The sequence below is a fragment of the Nonlabens sp. YIK11 genome, assembly GCF_001413925.1.
GTDB lineage: Bacteria > Bacteroidota > Bacteroidia > Flavobacteriales > Flavobacteriaceae > Nonlabens.
On the sequence record NZ_LBMJ01000001.1, the window covers coordinates 57,383 to 79,091 of the forward strand.

The following is a 21,709-nucleotide window of genomic DNA, read 5'->3' on the forward strand; positions in this document are numbered from 1 at the left end:
ATGTATTAAGAACGCTTGGGTTTAATAATAAGTAGCAATACCATTCCTAAAATTACTGACGCAGTCCCGACAGCAAACGTCATTTTAAGCCATTCCCACATCTGGGAAGCGTTAAAAATCACCAAGCCGTAAAAGACTAAGTGGTGCAGAAAAATACCAATAACAAGGAACAGAAATATTCTATCCAGACTTGTAGTCAATACTTTAATGTTTTTCATCAAATAACTTTCTCCGTACACCAATTTTAATAAGTATGGTCTAAAAAAAGTCAAGGTGACACAAGCTGCGGCATGAGCACCACCTGTATCCTGAAATGTATCCATAATCAAGCCGTATCCAAAAGAGATCAATAAAAATGCCAAGCGGTTATTTTCAAAGGGATAAAGGAAAATAAATAGCACATAAATCATGGGATTGATGAATCCCAAGAAATTAATTTGATCCATGACAAAGATCTGCACGAATAGCAGCCCTATAAAACGAAACGCTATCTTAAGAAAATCATTCATTAGTCAACGTATCTATTACCTTGAGCGCCTCAGTGTCTCGATTTTTGATGACATAGACATGACCTAAATCTGTCATGTCATTGAATAACCTCACATCAATTCTATATCTGGAACCGTTGTCAATAAGCTCTGCATCTTCAATGACTCCTATTTCTATATCTGGTGGAAACGTCGTGGATTGTTGTCCAGTAATAATGGTATCACCTTTAGAAACTGTTGCCAGTCTTGGGACGTCAATCAAGCTCATCTTATAAGGGTCAGATCCATCCCAAACTAATGAACCTATGGTCGCCGTGTTTTTGATTTGAGCGTTGAGTGATATCTCAGAATTTAAAACCGAAATAACTCTTGAGAATTGATCGCTTGTAACATCAACGATACCCACAATTCCGTTGCTGGTGATCACACCCATGTCGGGCTGGATATTTTCATTGGAACCTATATCCAGCGTTATAAAATTATCCAACTTATCGTAGCTATTCTTGACAACTCTAGCAGGCATCACTTTATAAGGAAGACCGTCCGAAAACATTAATGTAGCTTCATCTCCTAACAGAGTATCACCTACAGCCAGTAATCTCATGCGCAGTCTAGCATTCTCCTCACTTAAATAGGTGTTTTGTCTGTTCAGATCAAAATAGGAATAAACGTCATTTCTCACTTGGAGAATGTTTCCCGTCACGTTACCCGTGGAGTGAATAAAAGAATTGCGATGATATTCATGCGACTGGATGGTAAACACCAATCCTACAGAAAACAAGAATAGATACAACAGCAAGTTTCTGTACTTGATCAGAAAATTGATGATATGTTGCATTGTGGATTACTTGTTAGCTAATACGCTTTTGTATTTATCCAGATTCTTGAGCGTTAGTCCAGTACCTCTTACTACAGCTCGCAATGGATCCTCTGCAATATAAACTGGCAGGTCTGTCTTTTGCGACAGTCGTTTATCAAGACCTCTTAACATGGATCCACCACCGGCAAGATAAATACCGGTATTGTAGATATCAGCTGCGAGTTCTGGCGGCGTTTGGGATAAGGTCTCCATAACTGCATCCTCAACGCGCAGGATGGATTTATCAAGTGCTTTGGCGATCTCGCGATAACCTATCTTCACTTCTTTAGGTTTACCGGTAAGTAAGTCACGTCCTTGAACGTTCATCTCTTCTGGCGGCACTTCAAGGTCTTCAGTCGCTGCTCCTATTTGGATTTTGATTTTCTCTGCAGTACGCTCACCTACATATAAATTGTGCTGGGTGCGCATGTAGTAAACAATATCATTGGTAAATACATCACCCGCAATCTTGACCGATTTATCACAAACGATACCTCCTAAAGCGATGACCGCAATCTCCGTTGTTCCACCACCTATGTCCACAATCATGTTCCCTTTAGGCTGCATTATATCAATACCTATACCTATCGCTGCTGCCATAGGCTCGTGTATCAAGTACACTTCTTTACCATTCACACGCTCTGCACTATCCTTTACCGCACGCATTTCAACCTCAGTAATTCCTGAAGGTATACAGATCACCATTCTCAAGGATGGTGTAAAGAGTTTTTTCTTAAGAGCAGGAATTTCCTTGATAAACATGGAAATCATCTTTTCACTGGCATCAAAATCTGCAATAACACCATCTTTCAATGGGCGAATGGTTTTGATATTTTCATGCGTTTTTCCCTGCATCATCGCAGCTTCCTTGCCTACAGCAATGATCTTGCCTGTAGTTCGATCACGAGCGACAATGGATGGACTGTCCACGACAACTTTACCGTTGTGGACAATGAGTGTATTTGCCGTACCTAAATCGATGGCAATATCTTCAGTAAGAAAATCAAAAAATCCCATAAAAATCAGTGGAAAAACATTAGTTATTAGGGTCTTGCAAAACTAAAACAATTCTAGTGTTTAAAGTGTCTTGTACCCGTAAAAACCATGGCAATTTGATTTTTATTGCAATAATCGATGGAAAGTTGATCCTTTATCGAGCCACCAGGTTGGATGACCGCCTTGATTCCCGCGTTATCAGCGATTTCTACGCAATCTGGGAAAGGAAAAAATGCATCGCTCGCCATGACCGCACCGTCTAGATCAAATTTGAAGGATTGTGCCTTGTGAATGGCTTGATTTAAAGCATCAACACGTGAGGTTTGCCCAGTACCACTGGCGCAAAGTTGTTTTCCCTTGGCAAGCACGATGGTATTCGACTTCGTATGCTTGCAAATTTTAGAAGCAAAAAGAAGATCTTCAATCTCGCTATCTGTGGCAATTCGCTCTGTAGCGTTCTTCAAATCTTGCTTTTCATCGGTTTTGAGGTTAGGATCTTGGACCAGGTAACCATTCAATGAAGCTCGCACTTCCAGTTTGTTGGTATCTCGCTTTCGCGAAAGCGCACCTTCTACAAGTTCCAGCATGATCCTATTCTTTTTACCCATCAAAATATCTAGTGCATTAGGGTCAAAAGATGGCGCGATTACTACCTCGCAGAAGAGTTCGTGAATTTTCTCTGCTGTTGGGACATCAATTTCAGTATTGGATATCAAAATACCTCCAAAGGCAGAAACCGGATCGCCCGCCAAAGCATCTACATAAGCCTGGTGGATCGTGTCGCGCTGCGCTACTCCACAGGCATTGTTATGTTTGAAAATGGCAAACGTAGGTTGGTCATCCACAAACTCGCTCATCAGATTGACAGCGGCATCGACATCCAATAAGTTATTGTAAGACAATTCTTTACCGTGAAGCTTGGTAAACATCTCATCAAAGTTTCCGTAAAACCAACCACGCTGGTGTGGATTCTCGCCATAGCGCAACGGCATCACATGCGGCTCGCTTACCTTAAGGGCCTTTTCTGTATCATCGCCAGCGAAATAACTGTAGATCGCGCTGTCATAATGCGAGGAAATATTAAATGCCGTCGTAGCAAATTTCTTGCGTTGCTCAAGACTCGTTTCACCGTTTCCAGCTTCTAGAACGTCCAGCAATTCTTCATAATCGTTCATGGTAGCCACACAAACGGTGTCTTTGTAGTTTTTGGCAGCGGCGCGTATCAATGAGATACCACCTATATCAATTTTCTCAATAATATCCTGCTCACTGGCGCCACTCGCTACCGTATCTTCAAATGGATAAAGATCCACGATTACGATATCGATTTGTGGTATATCGTAGTCCTCAATTTGGGATTGATCACCATCGTGGTCACGTCTATTCAAAATCCCACCAAATACTTTAGGGTGCAAGGTCTTCACGCGACCACCTAAAATTGATGGATAGCTCGTAACATCCTCGACTGGAGTCACAGGAACATTTAATTCCTTGATGAACTTTTCAGTACCACCAGTAGAATAAATAGTGATTCCCAATTCATTCATTTTCTGGACGACTGGAGCGAGTCCATCTTTATGAAAAACAGATATTAAGGCACTTTTTGCTTTGATTTGGCTCATGATTTTAGGCTAGCGTGTTAATGAAGCATACAAAAATAAAGCAATGACATTCTATAAAAGTCAAACTAGCGAATAAGCTTACATCTGTTTTGAACCGTTGGTTAACATTTGAGCGATCCAGCTTGTATTGATCATCAATTTTTTCAGGACTTTTGTAACATATTACCAGTCACCTTGTCTAATCAACCGTAACCTGAATTAAACCGCGCGCATGCTCATCTATCTTAGAGTCCTTAAAGAGAGTTTCTTTTTTGCACTCAATGCATTGCGCACCAACTTGTTGCGAACCTTCTTATCATTGCTGGGCGTGACCATAGGGATCTTTGCGATCATAGGTGTACTGGCAGCGATCGATTCCTTAGAAAATGAGATTCAGGATGGTTTGAGCTCGCTAGACATTTCAACAATTTATGTGTTGCGAATATCCTTTGGCCCTACAGATTTGGAGCCTTACCAATACCAAAAGTTCCCCAATGTTTCTTACGAGGAATATCTCATGCTCAAACGCAGCGTTCCAGATCTAGCCGCCATAAGCTATACCTTCTTTACGTCTCCAGAAAACGTCAAGTTTGAAGATAAAACCGTGACTGGCGTTAATATTCAACCGCATACGGCAGATTTCTATGATCTGGAAAATCTAAAACTGGTGGACGGTCGCTTTTTTAATGAGTCAGAAGATTTGAGCGGTTCTCCAGTCGTCGTTTTAGGTTATGAAATAGCCCAAAATCTATTTGACAACCAAAATCCCATCGGGAAACGCGTTAGGCTTTACGGCAATAAGTTTACCGTTATAGGTGTACTGGAAAAAGAAGGAGCATCTGGAGTGAGCATGGGACCAGGAAAAGATGAGTCTGCCTACATTCCCGTAAACTTCATACGTCGTATCTACAGCGATAAAAACCAAAACACAACCACCGCCATGATCATGAAACCCAAGCCAGGAACTGATCTTGATGAGTTCATGGCAACGGTAGAGCAACGATTGCGCACTGCCAGAGGATTGAAAAGTGAAGACATCAACACCTTTTTTATCAATCCATTAAAGGGTTTTGCAGATTTTATTGATCAAGTCACTGGAGTCATGACCTTGATAGGTGTTATCATTTCTGGATTCTCGATGCTGGTAGGCGGATTTGGAATTGCCAACATCATGTTTGTGAGCGTCAAAGAAAGAACGAATTTGATCGGAATTCAGAAGTCCTTGGGCGCCAAGAGCCGTTTCATCCTTTCTCAATTTTTGTTTGAATCTATCATACTTGCCGTTTTTGGTGGGCTATTCGGTTTGTTTTTTGTCTGGCTGGGAACGGTAGTGGCAAATTCCATTGCTGAAGATTTTCAGTTCATACTATCCATCAACAACATTATTTTAGGCACCAGCATATCAGCAGCCATAGGATTATTAGCTGGAATTATTCCTGCAATTTCTGCTTCGCGCATGGATCCTGTAGAGGCTATCCGCACCGGAATGTAAGAAATGGAATCGCGCTCAACCGCATCCATTCTTTACTCCTAACTACTATATTTGCAGCAAACCCAACTCTCTTGGAAGAACAGTTTCAACTAATCGCGACACCTCAACTCAAATCACAACTTAGTGCTTCTTGGCAAGCACCATCCAACATTGCGTTAGTCAAATATTGGGGCAAGCATGGCATGCAGTTGCCTGCAAATCCGTCGATTAGTTTTACACTCAATGATTGTCGTACGATCACTACCATGACCGCTACTCAATCTGAAAAACACGGTTTTGAAGTCTTGTTAGACGGCACATTAAAGCCTTCTTTTGCGCCAAAAATCGAAGCTTATTTCAAGCGTATTGAGGCCTACTCGCCATGGATCAAAAACTATCATTTCAAGATCGAGACCAGCAACACGTTCCCGCACAGCAGCGGTATCGCCAGTAGTGCGAGCAGCATGGCTGCCATGTCGTCCTGTATTGTTGCCATGGAAAGTGACTTAACAGATAACGCCATTGACAAGAAAAAAGCCAGTTTTTTGGCACGTTTGGGCTCTGGAAGCGCTTGTAGAAGTCTTGAAGGTAAACTGGTCGTTTGGGGTAATCATGAAGACACCGCAGGCAGTTCAGATCTATACGGTATAGACGTGAGCGAGAAGCTTCATCCTATCTTTCAGGATTTTCAAGACACCATCTTGTTAGTGGACAAAGGCGAGAAAACCGTAAGTTCCACGGTAGGTCATGAGCTTATGAACGGGCACGCTTTCGCGAAAGCGAGATTCCAACAAGCCCATTCCAACTTATCAAAAATCAAGGAATATTTATTCAACGGCGACTTGGAAGGATTCATTAAAATCACCGAAAGTGAAGCACTCACGCTGCACTCCATGATGATGACGTCGCATCCCTATTTTATCCTCATGAAGCCCAATACGCTGTCGATCATCGAGGAGATCTGGAAATTTAGATCGAGAACAAATACGCCTGTGTGTTTCACGCTGGACGCTGGTGCAAACGTACACATGCTTTATCCTGCGGCGCATAAGCAGGCTGTTGAAGAATTGATTAAGAGTAAATTAGCGCAGTATTGTCAAAATGAACATTATATTTGTGATCATATAGGCAACGGCGCCAGCGCTGTTTAGACCATATTTTATGAAAGGACCATTATTCTATTCAAAGATTCTTCTTTTTGGCGAGTACGGCATCATCAAGGATTCCAAAGGACTTTCCATTCCCTACAATTTTTACAAAGGAGCGCTTAAAATCGCAGATACACCAGATGAAAAGGCTCTAGCATCCAACGCTAGCCTTGCCAGACTTGCAGACCATATTGAACAACTGGTAGAGAACGACATGGACTTCCCAGCGTTTGACATCAAGTCCATGAGAGCAGATGTTGATGCAGGTATGTACTTTGACAGCAGTATACCACAAGGTTATGGTGTAGGAAGTAGTGGTGCTCTTGTAGCGTCTATTTATGACAAGTATGCGATCAATAAAATCACGGTGTTAGAAAACCTTACGCGTGAAAAACTATTGATCTTGAAAGATATTTTTGGCAAGATCGAGAGTTTTTTCCACGGGAAAAGTTCTGGCCTGGATCCACTAAACAGTTATTTGAGCCTTCCTATTCTTATTAATAGTAAGGAGGACATTGAACCTGCTGGCATACCATCGCAACTTGCAACCGGTAATGGAGCGGTCTTCTTATTGGACTCTGGAGTTGTGGGAGAAACAGCACCTATGGTCAATATTTTTATGGAAAACATGAAGAAAGAAGGTTTCCGTAAGATGTTGAAGGAGCAATTTGTAAAGTACACCGATTCTTGTGTGGAGGATTTCTTGAGTGGCGATGTGAAAGGACTTTTTGGCAATGTCAAAAAGCTTTCTGGAACCGTACTGGACAATTTCAAGCCTATGATTCCCGCACAGTTCCACGAACTGTGGAAAAAAGGATTAGACACTGGTGATTACTATTTAAAACTATGTGGATCTGGTGGTGGTGGTTACATCCTAGGTTTTACTGAAGATTTGCCCAAAGCACAAAAAGCATTAAAGGATTATAAACTGGAAGTAGTTTATAATTTCTAAAATCTGCAACATTGATATAACCCAACTCCGATTCTTTTAAGACTCGGAGTTTTTTGTTTTATGGGGTCTTTTTGAAAATTGATTTTACGTGTCATTCACTGATGAACCTGTGTTCATTTTAAAAAGATTAAACATATCTCAACACGATCTTCAAGGCCTATTAAAATTGCTAACTTTGATTCATGCCAGCAACACAAACGATGACTAAAAACAGATCCAGCACGCGGATTCTTACCGTCAAGGTATTGAGCTTGTTTTCTAGCGTTCGCTTGTATAACATAGGTCTAATAGCTATCGCTCAGCTGTTTGCTACAATTTTTATCATCGCGCCAGATACACCGGTATTAGAAATTTTAAGCGACTACAGGTTATGGCTTATCATAATCGCATCTGCCGCAGCGATCGCTGGTGGTTATATCATCAATAACTTTTACGACCGCGAGAAAGACTTGATAAATAGGCCTCAAAAAACGCTTTTGGAAAATCAGGTGAAGCAGTCCACTTTATGGACTGTTTATTTCACACTCAATGGCGCGGCGTTTGTGATGGGAATGATCGTTTCCTGGCGCGCTGGGCTTTTTTATGCGCTCTATATTACTGCCATGTGGTTGTATTCACACAAGATCAAGAAAGTACTTTTTGTAGGGAACTTGATGGCCGCAGCACTGGCGGTGAGTCCGTTTTTTGTGTTGTTCATGTACTATAAAAATTTCTATCCGGTCATTTTGGTTCATGGGTTGTTTCTCTTTCTCATCATAGGTATGCGCGAATTGATCAAGGATCTGGAAAACCTGCGCGGCGATCTGGCCCAAAATTACCAGACTTTGCCTGTGGTACTGGGCGAGCGTGCCTCAAAGAAGTTCTACACAGTACTTACCGTAATTACCATTGTTCCTATAGCAGCACTCATATTGAGGTTTGAAACCGGTTACATGAATTACTATTTTGCGTTCATAACCGGTGCTTTGCTCGTTTGTTTACCGCTATTATGGTCCTCACGACGCAAGCGCGAGTATTTACTCATTCACTTCATCCTCAAAGTGATTATTGTAGCTGGCGTCTTTTCCATTTTACTTATAGATTTACCAGCCATCGTCAATAGAATACAAACCTTTTTATGAGTCTTTCCACCATCAAAGTAGCTCTCGCACAGATAGCTCCAGTATGGCTGGATCACGCTGCCACACTGCATAAAATTTTGGAAACCCTGAAAGAAGCCAAAACAAACGGCGCTGAACTGGTGGTTTTCGGTGAGGCACTATTGCCGGGTTATCCGTTCTGGTTGGCCTTAACAGATGGCGCTGCGTGGAACAAAAGCGTGGTGAAGGAACTGCACAGGCATTATGCGCTCCATGCTGTGGATATCGACCGTGGAGATTTGGAGGATGTTTGCGCTTTCGCGAAAGCGAACCAAATAGCCATCTATCTAGGAATCATTGAACGTCCTAGCGATCGTGGTGGTCATTCCCTGTACGCGAGCCTTGTTTACATTGACCAAAACGGTGTAATTCAAAGCGTTCATCGCAAACTGCAGCCCACCTATGACGAGCGACTTACCTGGTCGCCTGGCGATGGTAATGGACTGGTAACACACAAACTCAAGGACTTTACGGTAAGTGGCCTGAACTGCTGGGAAAACTGGATGCCTTTACCTCGAGCTGCCATGTATGCGCAAGGTACCAACCTGCATGTGGCAGCCTGGCCTGGAAGCGATCACAACACAAAGGACATCACGAGATTTGTCGCACGAGAAGGAAGAACCTATGTGTTGTCGGTTTCTTGCATGATGTTCAAGGAAGATTTTCCTGCTGGCACTCCGCATCTGGAAGAAATCCTGGTAAATGCACCAGCCGTACTGGCCAATGGTGGCAGTTGCATCGCAGGTCCAGATGGCGAATGGATCATCGAGCCACAAATAGGCAAGGAAGAAATACTTTATGCCACACTAGATCTAAATCGGGTGTTTGAAGAACGCCAGAATTTTGACGCTGCCGGCCATTATTCCAGACCTGATGTCACACAGTTAAACGTCAATAGAGAGCGACAAACAACAGTGAAGTTTAAGGATTGATATCCTGATGCGTTGATGAAGTGATCAAAATAGCTGCGTTTTGAAGTACGAAAATGGAAGTATGATAAGAATCATAAGGACATCTGCTACTATTCTCTCCAGTTGCCTTCTATTTATTTTAGGATCAGCATATTCATTTAAAATTTCTTTTGAATCTTGCATTTATCAAAAAGTTATCTTTGCAAAAAATTACAGTGATGAGCAGAGGCAATGAAGGATCTAGTGGTAAAGGCAGTGGCCGTCAAGGCGGCAAGGCTGGATCCAGTAGTAAAGGCGGAAACAGAAGAAATGCTGGTTCTCAGGACCATAAAAGTAACACCTCAGGTCGTGGTGGAGCATCTACAAAAAATACACGCGGTGGTAAAAACCAGGTGATAGGTACTTCCAGATCTGGAAATCCAGTAACCAAAAAGGAATACATCAATCGCAAGAAGAAAGAGAACTCTACCAGCAAAAAGAGCTCTGCAACTGGAATAAGATTGAATAAATACATAGCGAACAGTGGTCTTTGCAGCCGTCGCGATGCCGACATCTACATCGCTGCAGGAAGCGTAACCGTAAACGACAAGCCGGTAACCGAAATGGGTTTCCGAGTGCAGCCGTCTGACGAGGTGAAATTTGACGGCCGTTCCATAGAGCCTAAAAGAAAAGAATACTTCCTACTCAATAAACCTAAAGGCTTTATCACACCTAGAACCGGAGAAAAGCAAAGCAAAACCGTGATGGATTTGATGGCAACGGCCTCATCCAGCAGATTGCACTACATAGGACGACTAGGCAGAAAATCATTAGGGCTCATGATATTTACCAACGATCTAGAGATCGCAAATATCATGAACAATCCTAAAAAGCGCTTGCGCAAAATATATCATGTCGCTCTGGACCGCAGCTTCAAGCATGAAGATCTCATGAAAATACGCAACGGTGTCACCATCGAGGGCGAAGAAATTAAAGTTGAAGACATTAATTATGTGGAAGGCGGCAAAAACAACGAGATAGGTATCGAGGTGCACAGCGGCAAGGACAACATCGTACAACGTATCTTTGATAGTGTAGGCTATGAAGTGGTGACTCTGGATCGTGTTGTTATAGGAGGCCTGACTAAAAAAGACTTGCCTCGTGGTCACTATAGATTACTAAGCAAACAAGAGATTATCAACCTAAAAATGCTCGCATAATTTAATATTTGTATAACATAGAAGTTGCGAGCAAATAAGATATTAGCCTTTTAAATTACATTTAAAACAACCTATTGAATACTAAGTACATCGATCTCATTGATCAGACCTACCATTTTCCTACGGAAGAGTTTGACATCAAAGAAAAGCAACTGCACTTCCACGGTATTGACCTCATGAAACTGGTCCAGGAATATGGCAGCCCATTGAAGTTCACGTATCTACCTAAAATTTCAGAGAACATCAACCGTGCAAAAGGATGGTTTGAATCCGCTTTCGCGAAAGCGGACTATCAAGCAAAATATCGTTATTGCTATTGCACTAAGAGTTCCCATTTTAAGTACGTGCTGGATGAGGCGCTCAAAAATGATATCCATGTCGAGACCAGCAGTGCTTTTGACATCAACATTGTAAAGAGCCTTAGAGAAAGCGGTAAGATCACCAAGGATACTTTTGTGATTTGCAACGGCTTCAAACGTGATTTGTACATAGAAAATATTGCTAGCCTGATTGATTCTGGACAGCACAATTGTATTCCTGTAATTGACAATCATGAAGAGTTGCCGTTACTACAACAAGCGACGGAAAAGAAATTCAAAGTAGGAATACGTATTGCCAGTGAGGAAGAGCCAAAATTTGAATTCTACACCAGTAGATTGGGAATAGGCTATAAAAACATCAATGCATTTTACAAGAACCAGATTGAAGGTAACGATCAAGTAGAGCTCAAAATGCTCCACTTTTTTATCAATACCGGTATACGCGACACGGCTTATTACTGGAACGAACTTCACAAGTGTTTGAAGGTTTACATAGGTCTTAAAAAAATATGCCCATCTCTAGACAGCTTGAATATAGGTGGTGGGTTTCCTATCAAAAACAGTCTAGCTTTTGATTTTGATTATGAATACATGATTGAAGAGATCGTGAGCCAGATCAAAATCGTTTGTGACGATGCAGAAGTGCCGGTTCCAGATCTGTTTACAGAATTCGGATCTTTTACCGTTGGAGAAAGCGGCGGCGCGATCTACAAGATTCTGCACCAAAAGCAGCAAAACGACCGTGAGAAATGGAGCATGATCAACAGCTCTTTTATCACCACATTACCAGATTCCTGGGCGATAAGCAAACGCTTTATTTTGTTGCCTCTTAATCGCTGGAATGATGAATATGAACGCGTTCTTTTAGGCGGATTGACTTGCGATAGTGATGATTACTACAACAGTGAGCAAAACGTCAATGCTATTTACCTACCTAAATATCACAAGGACAAACCTACTTATATAGGCTTTTTCAACACAGGTGCATATCAGGAAACCATAGGCGGTTATGGTGGTATACAGCACTGTTTGATACCAGCGCCTAAGCATGTTTTGATCGATAGAGATGAGAATGGCGAGATCGTGACAGAGTTGTTTAGAGACCAACAAACCTCTGAACAGATGCTTGAAATTTTGGGATACTAAATCCTCAAGTCATATTTATTATATTTAAACCTTTGACATTAAATAATTTATCATGAGTACATCTAACTATGCCGGCATCGAGGATCAATATGCTGGATTGGATAACGCATCCATAGTTTTGATCCCTGTTCCCTATGATGGAACCAGTACCTGGCAAAAAGGAGCCGATAAAGGTCCAGATGCTTTTCTCGACGCGAGTCGCAACATGGAATTATATGACATTGAAACAGATACTGAAGTGTATCAACACGGTATCTATCTGGCAGATCCAGTTTCAGAGAACTCTTCTCCAGAAAAAATGGTGGATGCCGTTCATGCCGCAACTAAAAAATACATCAAGAGAAATAAGTTTGTAACGCTTTTTGGCGGCGAGCATTCCATCTCCATAGGTAGCATTCGCGCCTTTAACGAGATGTTTGAAAACTTGAGCGTACTCCAGATCGATGCTCACGCAGATCTACGTAAAACCTATGATGGCAGCAGCTACAACCACGCATGTGCTGTATATGAAGCCAGCCAAAACACAAATCTGGTGCAGGTAGGTATACGCAGTATGGACAGCATTGAGCTAGGCATCAATGATGAAGAAAAAATATTCTATGCCCATGAAATGGTGCAGGATGATTACTGGTCAGAAAAAGCTACTGAAGCGTTGACTGAAAACGTTTTTATCACTATCGATCTTGACGGTTTTGACCCATCCATTTGCCCATCTACCGGTACACCAGAACCTGGCGGCTTATTTTGGTACGAGACCCTAGACTTTTTGAGAGGCGTTTTTGAAGAAAAAAACGTCGTAGGTTTTGACATTGTAGAATTATGCCCTAATCCTAATGAGAAGTCGTCAGATTTTCTTGCGGCAAAATTGTACTACAAGATGCTGAGCTACAAATTCAAGGATATCGCTTTAGAAGGTGAAGAAGGCTATGATGCAGACAAAGGTTTTGCAAAAGCCGGACTTAAGAAAATGAAAAATATCAACGAGGACTAGATCCTCAAAAACACATCCATGAGTAAACCAATTACTGATTTCATAGAAAAATATTTCCTACACTTTAACGGCGCTGCGTTAGTAGATGCTGCAAAAGGATATGAGGACCAACTCAACAATGGCTCAAAAATGCTGGTTTCACTAGCTGGTGCCATGAGTACTGCCGAAATAGGGAAGATTTTTGCCGAAGTCATTCGCCAGGAAAAAGTTCACATCGTGTCCTGTACTGGTGCCAACCTTGAGGAAGATTTGATGAACCTTGTGGCGCACTCGCACTACAAACGCGTGCCCAACTATCGTGATTTGACTCCGCAAGATGAATGGGATTTATTGGAAAAAGGATTGAACCGAGTAACAGATACCTGTATTCCAGAAGAAGAAGCCTTTAGAAGATTGCAAGAACATATCGTCAAGATCTGGAAAGATGCCGAAGCCAAAGGCGAGCGCTACTTCCCACACGAGTACATGTACAAGTTGTTGTTGAGCGGCGTGCTGGAAGAATACTATGAAATCCCTATCGAGAATTCATGGATGTACGCAGCCGCCAAAGCCAATTTACCTATTGTCGTCCCAGGTTGGGAAGACAGTACCATGGGAAACATTTTTGCTAGCTACGTCCTTAAAGGCGAGCTCAAGGCAAGCACCGTGAAAAGCGGTATTGAATACATGACCTATCTCGCAGACTGGTACACGGACAACAGCGAGAACGGCATAGGATTTTTCCAGATAGGTGGTGGTATCGCAGGCGATTTCCCTATTTGTGTGGTGCCTATGTTGTATCAGGATATGGAGCGCACGGACACGCCATTTTGGAGCTATTTCTGTCAAATTTCTGATTCTACGACAAGTTATGGAAGTTATTCTGGTGCCGTTCCCAATGAAAAAATCACATGGGGAAAATTAGACATCGATACTCCTAAATTCATCGTGGAGAGTGATGCCACCATTGTGGCACCGTTGATCTTTGCCTATTTATTGGAAATGTAAAATGGAGTTCGCTTTCGCGAAAGCGAAAACAAAACCATCCATCACTAATTAAAAAAACATCATGAAAAATATACTGACACTTTTTGCTATCGCACTCGTACTTACCAGTTGTGGTTCCAAAAAAGACACAAATAAGGTAAGCAGAGATTTCAATATTGAGATCCTATCAGTTTACAACGACGAGGTCAAATTGAAATGTATCCAAGGCTGTGCCTGGAATGAACTTTCCTTTACGCTGAGTAATTATAAACCTCAAGGCATTGATGCCTATGGTATGACAGATCCTATCAACACGCTAGCAGATCTAAGCGACGACCTACCCGATTTTAAATTCACTATTGCCAAAACAGACAATGGCCTGACTCTTGAACGTATACGTGATACAGGTTGGAACAAACTATCGTTTGCCTGCTACCGCGAGTGCAATAAAAGAATCGACTATGAAGGTACTGAAGATTGATGCACATCGCTCAAGCAGCAACTAAAACAAAACAACCTGTACGTTTCAAATCCTACAGGTTTTTTTGTACCTATTAATTAACAGCTTCTAGGTAACCTAAAAACAGCATCTACAGTACCTTTGCAACCATTAATTCATATGACAATGAGCACCGTAAATATTGATAAAATTGACAATTTAACCCTTGAATTTCTCAAGTTGGAAGACTATGAGCAATTGAAGCACGCGATGATTGACTCTTATACCAATCTGCCAGATTCCATCTGGAGTAGAGAGCAAATCAAGGCCTTGACCAACAAGTTCCCTGAAGGTCAGGTCGTCTTAAAAGTCAATGAAGAAATCGTCGCTTGTGCCCTATCCATTGTCGTGAAGTACGAAGATTTTAAAGGCAATTACACCTATGAACAGGTAACGGGCAACTATAAGTTTACCACGCATGATGATGAAGGTGATGTGCTTTATGGTATTGAGGTGTTTATCAAACCGCAGTTCCGTGGGATGCGATTGGGTCGTCGATTGTATGATTACCGCAAGGAATTGTGTGAGAACATGAACTTGCGTGGAATCGCTTTTGGCGGTAGGATTCCAGGCTATCACAATTATGCCAAGGAGTTGACACCTAAACAATATATTGAGAAGGTGCGCATGAAAGAGATCAACGATCCTGTATTAAACTTTCAGCTGAGTAATGACTTTCACGTATCCAGAGTTTTGAAAAACTATCTGGATGAGGACGCCGCTTCAAAACAATACGCTGTTTTACTTGAATGGGATAATATTTATTATACCGCGCCACTTAAAGCAGACGATACAAAAACCGTAAAAAGTACCGTGCGTCTCGGTTTGATTCAGTGGCAAATGCGTCCTTATTCTGGTATTGAAGAATTGATGCAACAGGTAGAATATTTTGTGGATAGCCTTGCCGCCTATAGATCTGATTTTGCGTTGTTCCCAGAGTATTTTAATGCTCCGCTTATGGCTGCCTATAATGATCATAGCGTGAGCGACGCCATACGTGAACTGGCCAAATACACGGCTATGATTAGAGACAAATTCTCTGACCTTGCCATTAAATACAACATCAATATCATCACAGGTTCCATGCCTGAAATTATCGATGGACACCTATATAATATTGGAAATTTATGCCATCGTGATGGTCGAGTGGAACAATATGAAAAGATCCATGTCACTCCAGACGAGCAAAAAGTTTGGGGTTTGAGCAACGGTAGCAAGATCCAAACCTTTGATACCGACTGCGGTAAAATAGGAATTCTTATTTGTTATGACAGTGAGTTCCCAGAACTAAGTCGTATCATGGCGCAGGATGGCATGCAAATTCTTTTTGTTCCTTTCTTGACAGATACCCAAAATGCCTATGCGCGCGTACGACTGTGTTGCCAGGCTCGAGCGGTAGAGAATGAATGTTATGTGGCGATTGCTGGAAGCGTTGGTAACCTGCCCGCGGTTGAGAATATGGATATTTCTTATGCCCAAAGCGCGGTATTCACACCGTGTGATTTTGCGTTCCCTTCCAATGGTGTCAAAGCAGAAACCACACCTAATACAGAGATGATCCTTGTCGCAGATGTGGACATGGATTTACTTAAAGAACTGCACCACAACGGCGCAGTAAAGAATCTCAAGGATAGACGTAAAGATCTTTACGAGGTGGTGAAAAAGTAGATTTCAAAGGAAGTTAAAGGTTTTCAGTATATTTAAGTATGAGAAAGAAAATTGAAAATACGGGTGCGATACTCCTTACATTGCTGATGATAGCCACCGCTGCGATAAAATATAACGGCTGGGAACTGGTAGGTGGAATATTCATGGCTATTTGTCTGGGAACTGCTTATATCGGGTTCGGAAGCTTTAGTTCTAAATGAATGGTTTTTAAAAGTCAATTTTCATTTATCTAGAATCCTGCTTCAATTCATTTAATAACAAACAACTCCTTCCCGACGGTGTCGAGAAGGAGTTGTTTGTTTTGGTGATTAATCTGACCAGAGTTAGGTTTAGAAAATTGACAAAAAGTCCTAAGATCGATACAATGTCGTAAAGAAGTAAACTATAAGCAATTAATTACTATCTTAAGGTAAAATTGAAGAACTATGAGAAAGCTATTGGTAGTAATTGTATTAGCAATTGGGACGTTCAGTTACGGACAAGAAAACAAGACTGAAGAGAAAGAAAAACCGTTGGTTGAATTTGAATCCGAGAGTGTTACTATAGATCCTGACTTAAAATTGAACACCTATTCTGGTAACGTAAATCTAAAGACAGATTTACTGACGATCAAGAATGCCAAACGCATTATTTACGACGAAATAACCAAACAGATTATTGCCACTGGATATATAGAATTCAGTATCGATGGTGAGATTCGATTTTCTGGCAAAGGAAAAATGAAACGGCTGCGATATACTTTAGGTGAATCTGTAGCCTACATAGAATAAACTTCAATTATTATAAATTATATATCTGGATTTTTCATTGCATTTGTTTTGAAACTACCTTGATTGGATTTAGGCGATTTAGATCTTAATAGATGATATTTAAAAGTCAATTTTAAATTAGATTTCGTGAAAAATTGGTGTCTATTTTTGGTTGTGGCCTGTTTTATTTCAACAGCACAAGTTTATGAAACAGATCTTGTTATCGGCTTGGTAAATGGCGAGGAACTTTATGGAAGGGCTGAAATACCTAAAAAAACGAATCAACCCATAATCTTAAAACAATCAGATTTTGATTCACAACTGGTCTTGCAACCGCATGAAATTGAATATATTATCCTTGATATTTTAGTCACTGCAAAAAGTAATTTTTTCTTTCCAGAAAATCCAAAAGATGAAGAGGAGAGACTTTATTTAGTAAGTTATAATTTGGGAACAGAAGAGAAGCCAGAATGGGTGTATGCTCAGGAAATTATTTCTGGCGATCTGTCCTATTATGGCTATCACATTACCGCTAAAGAAAAGTCCGAATATATTAATTCTGTTGGTGGAATGGGCGCTGGGTCATACCCAGTTCCAATCGGATCGAGATATACTTTTGATATCGGTAGATATTTCTATAAAACTTATGATGGCACCATTTACAGAGAAAAGGGTTCCAAAGCCTCATTTTTAAGCAAAAATGCAGATGTTTTGATGTCTGACTGTATGGACTTGGTGAAATCCATTCGCGAGAAAAAACGATTTGAAGAAGGTGACGTTGATCAGTTCATTTACAAATATAATCAAGGCTGTTACTAGAGAGATTTAGGCTAGTTAAGCATTAGGTCTTTATTTCGCTTTCGCGAAAGCAACTCAAACACCAACATCCCAACAACACATAAATATTCCACCGCAATCCACCACAAATTTTCCTGATAGGATGCGTTTGAATAGGCCGAATAACTGACAAACACCAAAAAACTCCAGACCATCATGTACCTATATCTCGTAAAAACCGAAAACAAAAGTGGTATCGTCAAATACCATGGATGAACCGTCGTGGACAGCAGCAAATAAATCGTGAACGAGAAAAGAATACTACCTAGCAAGATTTCTGGAAACTGATTCTTCCTCAATACCGCCATCAAAATAACAGAAGCCAACGTAATTAACGGTAAAATTTTTCCGACCGTTCCTATAATATTATAACCGGTGACTTCATAGCCTATGGCTCGGATAACGTAGTAAACACTCGCATTGAACTCAAAGCTATTGAACCATAGCCCTACACTAGAGCCATATTTTTCAAACAATTCTTCAGATAGAAATGGTGCAAAGCCAGCAATAACAACGATCGCCAGGATACCGAAAAATAAAAAAAGCTTACGCCACTTCAAGGACTTCAGCAGCAACGGGAAAATGATCACCGGCAATAGTTTTAAAAGTACTCCTAAGCCCAAGTAAATGGGACTCTTGATTCTATCGTAACAGATGAAATGATAGACTCCAATGAGCATTAAACAGGCCATGACGCCTTCCCAATGAAGGTTGCCCGTCAATTCAATCAAAATAAAAGGATTGAGGTAATAGAGTAAAATCAATTGTTCTGGTTTGCCTAGAATACGAAGTAATTTGATACCGTATAGAAAGATCAAAACCTCTGAAACAATGATAAAAATCCGCATCCAGACTACTGTCATAACAATGCTGTTGCCTCCTAAGAAAGCGGCTGCAGCAAAAAATAGCTGGTTGAATGGCGGATAATTGGTATAGTGCCCACTGGACAGTTCGCCCATGGAGGCATGCAGTAAATCTGCATTGGGGATGAAGTCTACACCAGTTGCAATGAGCTCATCGGGCAGATATAGGTATGGATTGTAACCATTGAGGAGCATGTGTCCATCCCAAATGAATCTGAAAAAATCCTGCGATAAATTGGGTGTATCCCATAAGAAAACCAATCGCAAGGCCACACCTACCAACAACCAGGCTAGAATATGTGGCTTAGCTTGTGTTTTGAAAGAAAGCCATTCTGGAAATAGCTGTAACTCCTTTTTACGGGAATAGTCAGCGATCCAGTAAAAGCCCAAGAATAAAACAAACAGTCCCGAATAAAGGAGAAGATTGTCGAGAAACTGCTTTCGCGAAAGCGAACTAAAAATAGCATAGCCAAAAAAGCTGAGGATGAGAAGGATCCCAAAGCCATTTTGCAGCCGCGTCTTCATTTACTGCTTGTCTGTTAAACTGGAGAAAAATACAAACCCAAACCCAATGACGAGCATGAGATGAAATGGAAATAGCCCGAAATCGCCACCTTGATCGCCCACAATAAATGCAGAGTACAGCCCAAACATGAAATAAAGCATGAGTAAGCCCTCGATAACCACATTGGGACTTACTTTTTTACGCAGGTATTTATTGGTCTTCCAATTACTGCCTACCGCGGCCAGATTGAATTTAGGCGTGCGTACAAATTCACTGCGCTTGCCCAGATGGCCTTCTATCACGGCAATGGAATTGTGTAACGAGAAGCCCATCGCGATGCTGAAAAACGTGAAAAACATACCGATGTACGTGACAAAATTCTTGAAACCGCCGCCGTAGATATTGCGGTACATGAACCAGTAGCAAATGAAAAAGATGATGGTACTAATGACAAAAAAGCTCATCACGATAAAGTAGATCCTCAAATGTTCATACTCGTTCTTGATGTACAACATGGGAATGCTTAAAATGGCCACGATGAGGACATTCAAGAACATCGTGCTGTTGAGAAGGTGCAGGATCCCGTGAAATTTAGTCTTGAAGGAAAGGTTTTTACTGGACAGCACTTTCCTGAACATTTTTTGGAAATTCTCTGCGCCGCCTTTATTCCATCTAAATTGCTGTGAACGCGCTGCGCTTATCACCATGGGCAATTCAGCTGGAGTGGTGACGTCTTCTAGATAAACGAATTTCCAGTTCTTGAGTTGGGCGCGGTAACTTAAATCCAGATCTTCGGTAAGCGTGTCGCCTTGCCAGTTTCCTGCATCAAAAATGGTTTGTTTGCGCCATATGCCAGCCGTACCGTTAAAGTTGATGAAGTGACCTTTAGAATTGCGACCTACCTGTTCTAGAGTAAAGTGAGCGTCCAGGGCAAATGCCTGCACTTGGGTCAAGATGCTGTAATCTCTATTGAGATGCGACCATCGCGTTTGTACGACACCAACTTTAGGATTCTTGAAATGGCCAATGGTTTTGAGTAGCCAGTCTGCCTCTGGTAAAAAATCGGCATCAAAGATGGCGATAAAATCACCTTTGGCGATTTTGAGTCCTTCTTTGAGTGCGCCTGCTTTGTAACTGGTACGATTCTCACGTTGTATGTGACTAACATCAAAACCTAGCTCTTGAAGCTTTTTGACTTTTAAGGCCGTAATCTCAACCGATTCATCTGTACTATCATCCAGTACCTGAATCTCTAATTTGTTTTTGGGATACTCCAGAAAAGCCATGTTATCCAGCAAGCGCTCCATGACGTATAATTCATTAAATACGGGCAGCTGTATAGTGACGTATGGTAGATCGTCTGTTTGTTGAACAGAAACGGTGGCTTGCTTGTTTTTCTTTTGCGCCTTGAGATAATTGATCAACAAATTGAGCTGCGAAAAAGAATAGAACAAGATCATGAGCAATGATGCCGAATATACCACGATGCAAATCCACTCCAAGATCATTTCTTAAGGCCGTATTTGAAGATCCATGTTAAAATTTTAACACCTGCAAAGATAGCACCTTTGACCGTTCCTGACACCTTGGAAACGCCTATTCTATTGCGATACCGCACGGGAATCTCTTCATAAGAATAGTTTTTTTTCAGCGCCTTTAATTGCATCTCTACCGTCCAGCCATAGGTTTCATCTTCCATGTTTAAGGCTACCAACTTGTCATATTTGATCGCTCTAAAAGGACCCAAGTCTGTAAATCTTGAATTGAAGAACAGCTTCATCAATGTGGTGGCGAGCCAGTTTCCAAAAATTTGTGGGAACGTCATCGATCCAGCTTCTCTAAGTTTTTTATTGCGGGCGCCAATGACCAAGTCCACATTGGATTCTATGATAGGCGCTACAAGTTCTGTAAGTTGTTCTGGATAATCGCTGTAGTCACCATCTAAAAATACGATGATGTCTGGCTTGTTTTCCTTTTGGGCCACGTACTCCAGACCCTTGAGACAGGCAAAACCGTAGCCACGTCTGGATTCTTTTAAAACTGTGGCACCAGCTTGAGATGCATTGGCCTCTGTGGCATCAGTAGAATTATTGCTCACGACGATGACTTCATCTACCATTGCAGGAATATCTGCTAGGACAAGACCGATGGAGTCTGCCTCGTTAAAGGCAGGAATGATAACATTGATGATCGTATTGGGACGCGGCAATAGCTGTTTTTTAAAATCACAAATAAGAACACTCCAAATTGACTCAGAAAATCGAAAAAGTAGGTTTCACTTGCTGTTGCAAATCTATGGCAAACCTATAGAAAACAGGCTTTGGTAACCGGCTAATGGGAAGAATATCCTGCTAACTGGGAACTATTTTACAATAGTTAGGCGAATGTTGGATAGCCTATG

At 41.4% G+C, this 21,709-nt stretch carries 20 protein-coding genes; 13 read left to right on the forward strand and 7 right to left on the reverse strand.

The annotated features are described in order from the left end of the window. Positions 1–5: 5 nt before the first annotated feature. From AAU57_RS00245 to purH, 4 genes are read right to left on the reverse strand one after another with little or no spacing between them, the layout of a single operon-like run. Entirely contained in the window at positions 6–446 is a 441-nt protein-coding gene (locus tag AAU57_RS00245) for a hypothetical protein (protein WP_231717741.1), read from the reverse strand. Positions 447–501: 55 nt separating this feature from the next. Next, positions 502–1,326, reverse strand: a complete 825-nt coding sequence (gene mreC, locus AAU57_RS00250) for a rod shape-determining protein MreC (protein ID WP_055411005.1) — start codon at positions 1,324–1,326, stop codon at positions 502–504. A 6-nt stretch (positions 1,327–1,332) separates the two neighbouring features. Further along, entirely contained in the window at positions 1,333–2,364 is a 1,032-nt protein-coding gene (locus tag AAU57_RS00255) for a rod shape-determining protein (RefSeq protein WP_055411006.1), read from the reverse strand. A 53-nt stretch (positions 2,365–2,417) separates the two neighbouring features. Next, a complete protein-coding gene (gene purH / locus AAU57_RS00260) occupies positions 2,418–3,965 on the reverse strand; it encodes a bifunctional phosphoribosylaminoimidazolecarboxamide formyltransferase/IMP cyclohydrolase (protein WP_055411007.1) in 1,548 nt (515 codons plus the stop codon). 211 nt (positions 3,966–4,176) lie between these two features. On the opposite strand from purH, the gene AAU57_RS00265 reads away from it, so the two are divergent. The 13 genes from AAU57_RS00265 to AAU57_RS00325 all read left to right on the forward strand — a co-directional run bounded on the left by AAU57_RS00265 (position 4,177) and on the right by AAU57_RS00325 (position 17,922). Beyond that, positions 4,177–5,436, forward strand: coding sequence for an ABC transporter permease (locus AAU57_RS00265; RefSeq protein WP_055411008.1), 1,260 nt, complete (start codon positions 4,177–4,179; stop codon positions 5,434–5,436). A 71-nt stretch (positions 5,437–5,507) separates the two neighbouring features. Continuing rightward, on the forward strand, positions 5,508–6,566 hold the full coding sequence (locus AAU57_RS00270; protein ID WP_055411009.1) for a diphosphomevalonate/mevalonate 3,5-bisphosphate decarboxylase family protein: 1,059 nt from the start codon (positions 5,508–5,510) through the stop codon (positions 6,564–6,566). Positions 6,567–6,576: 10 nt separating this feature from the next. Continuing rightward, entirely contained in the window at positions 6,577–7,515 is a 939-nt protein-coding gene (locus tag AAU57_RS00275) for a mevalonate kinase (protein WP_055411010.1), read from the forward strand. Positions 7,516–7,697: 182 nt separating this feature from the next. Then, complete coding sequence (locus tag AAU57_RS00280) at positions 7,698–8,636, forward strand: geranylgeranylglycerol-phosphate geranylgeranyltransferase (RefSeq protein ID WP_082438498.1); 939 nt, start codon at positions 7,698–7,700, stop codon at positions 8,634–8,636. Further along, a complete protein-coding gene (locus AAU57_RS00285; protein ID WP_055411011.1) occupies positions 8,633–9,586 on the forward strand; it encodes a carbon-nitrogen hydrolase family protein in 954 nt (317 codons plus the stop codon). The genes AAU57_RS00280 and AAU57_RS00285 overlap by 4 nt, the downstream gene beginning before the upstream one ends. 179 nt (positions 9,587–9,765) lie before the next feature. After that, positions 9,766–10,764: a pseudouridine synthase gene (locus tag AAU57_RS00290; protein ID WP_316931640.1), complete on the forward strand. Its 999-nt coding sequence runs from the start codon at positions 9,766–9,768 to the stop codon at positions 10,762–10,764. Positions 10,765–10,838: 74 nt separating this feature from the next. Continuing rightward, complete coding sequence (locus AAU57_RS00295; RefSeq protein ID WP_055411013.1) at positions 10,839–12,230, forward strand: decarboxylase; 1,392 nt, start codon at positions 10,839–10,841, stop codon at positions 12,228–12,230. Between the two features lie 52 nt (positions 12,231–12,282). Continuing rightward, positions 12,283–13,221 carry an agmatinase gene (speB, locus tag AAU57_RS00300; protein WP_055411014.1) on the forward strand — a complete coding sequence of 313 codons (939 nt, stop codon included), beginning with the start codon at positions 12,283–12,285 and terminating at the stop codon, positions 13,219–13,221. A gap of 18 nt (positions 13,222–13,239) precedes the next feature. Then, positions 13,240–14,208 carry a deoxyhypusine synthase family protein gene (locus AAU57_RS00305; RefSeq protein WP_055411015.1) on the forward strand — a complete coding sequence of 323 codons (969 nt, stop codon included), beginning with the start codon at positions 13,240–13,242 and terminating at the stop codon, positions 14,206–14,208. Positions 14,209–14,269: 61 nt separating this feature from the next. Continuing rightward, positions 14,270–14,668 (forward strand): hypothetical protein, encoded by a 399-nt coding sequence (locus AAU57_RS00310; RefSeq protein WP_055411016.1) that lies wholly within the window; start codon positions 14,270–14,272, stop codon positions 14,666–14,668. A gap of 144 nt (positions 14,669–14,812) precedes the next feature. Beyond that, positions 14,813–16,354, forward strand: coding sequence for a bifunctional GNAT family N-acetyltransferase/carbon-nitrogen hydrolase family protein (locus AAU57_RS00315; protein ID WP_055411017.1), 1,542 nt, complete (start codon positions 14,813–14,815; stop codon positions 16,352–16,354). Positions 16,355–16,779: 425 nt separating this feature from the next. Continuing rightward, positions 16,780–17,124 (forward strand): hypothetical protein, encoded by a 345-nt coding sequence (locus AAU57_RS00320; protein ID WP_055411018.1) that lies wholly within the window; start codon positions 16,780–16,782, stop codon positions 17,122–17,124. A 126-nt stretch (positions 17,125–17,250) separates the two neighbouring features. Continuing rightward, the gene (locus AAU57_RS00325) at positions 17,251–17,922 is read left to right on the forward strand and encodes a hypothetical protein (RefSeq protein WP_156339966.1); all 672 of its coding nucleotides are present in this window, start codon (positions 17,251–17,253) and stop codon (positions 17,920–17,922) included. An 11-nt stretch (positions 17,923–17,933) separates the two neighbouring features. On the opposite strand, the gene AAU57_RS00330 is transcribed toward AAU57_RS00325, so the two are convergent. The 3 genes from AAU57_RS00330 to AAU57_RS00340 are packed head-to-tail and all read right to left on the reverse strand — an operon-like array spanning position 17,934 to position 21,517. Continuing rightward, positions 17,934–19,328 (reverse strand): glycosyltransferase 87 family protein, encoded by a 1,395-nt coding sequence (locus AAU57_RS00330; RefSeq protein ID WP_055411020.1) that lies wholly within the window; start codon positions 19,326–19,328, stop codon positions 17,934–17,936. After that, a complete protein-coding gene (locus AAU57_RS00335) occupies positions 19,329–20,816 on the reverse strand; it encodes a cellulose synthase family protein (RefSeq protein ID WP_055411021.1) in 1,488 nt (495 codons plus the stop codon). Then, on the reverse strand, positions 20,813–21,517 hold the full coding sequence (locus tag AAU57_RS00340) for a glycosyltransferase family 2 protein (protein ID WP_055411022.1): 705 nt from the start codon (positions 21,515–21,517) through the stop codon (positions 20,813–20,815). Before AAU57_RS00340 ends, AAU57_RS00335 begins: the two co-directional genes overlap by 4 nt. Between the last annotated feature and the right edge of the window lie 192 nt (positions 21,518–21,709).

Excerpts from the sequence above, each read along its gene's own strand:
- AAU57_RS00245 (WP_231717741.1), bottom strand. The coding sequence starts at position 446 with ATGGATCAAATTAATTTCTTGGGATTCATCAATCCCATGATTTATGTG.
- mreC (WP_055411005.1), bottom strand. The coding sequence starts at position 1,326 with ATGCAACATATCATCAATTTTCTGATCAAGTACAGAAACTTGCTGTTG.
- AAU57_RS00255 (WP_055411006.1), bottom strand. The coding sequence starts at position 2,364 with ATGGGATTTTTTGATTTTCTTACTGAAGATATTGCCATCGATTTAGGT.
- purH (WP_055411007.1), bottom strand. The coding sequence starts at position 3,965 with ATGAGCCAAATCAAAGCAAAAAGTGCCTTAATATCTGTTTTTCATAAA.
- AAU57_RS00265 (WP_055411008.1), top strand. The coding sequence starts at position 4,177 with ATGCTCATCTATCTTAGAGTCCTTAAAGAGAGTTTCTTTTTTGCACTC.
- AAU57_RS00275 (WP_055411010.1), top strand. The coding sequence starts at position 6,577 with ATGAAAGGACCATTATTCTATTCAAAGATTCTTCTTTTTGGCGAGTAC.
- AAU57_RS00280 (WP_082438498.1), top strand. The coding sequence starts at position 7,698 with ATGCCAGCAACACAAACGATGACTAAAAACAGATCCAGCACGCGGATT.
- AAU57_RS00285 (WP_055411011.1), top strand. The coding sequence starts at position 8,633 with ATGAGTCTTTCCACCATCAAAGTAGCTCTCGCACAGATAGCTCCAGTA.
- speB (WP_055411014.1), top strand. The coding sequence starts at position 12,283 with ATGAGTACATCTAACTATGCCGGCATCGAGGATCAATATGCTGGATTG.
- AAU57_RS00305 (WP_055411015.1), top strand. The coding sequence starts at position 13,240 with ATGAGTAAACCAATTACTGATTTCATAGAAAAATATTTCCTACACTTT.
- AAU57_RS00310 (WP_055411016.1), top strand. The coding sequence starts at position 14,270 with ATGAAAAATATACTGACACTTTTTGCTATCGCACTCGTACTTACCAGT.
- AAU57_RS00315 (WP_055411017.1), top strand. The coding sequence starts at position 14,813 with ATGAGCACCGTAAATATTGATAAAATTGACAATTTAACCCTTGAATTT.
- AAU57_RS00320 (WP_055411018.1), top strand. The coding sequence starts at position 16,780 with ATGAGAAAGCTATTGGTAGTAATTGTATTAGCAATTGGGACGTTCAGT.
- AAU57_RS00330 (WP_055411020.1), bottom strand. The coding sequence starts at position 19,328 with ATGAAGACGCGGCTGCAAAATGGCTTTGGGATCCTTCTCATCCTCAGC.
- AAU57_RS00335 (WP_055411021.1), bottom strand. The coding sequence starts at position 20,816 with ATGATCTTGGAGTGGATTTGCATCGTGGTATATTCGGCATCATTGCTC.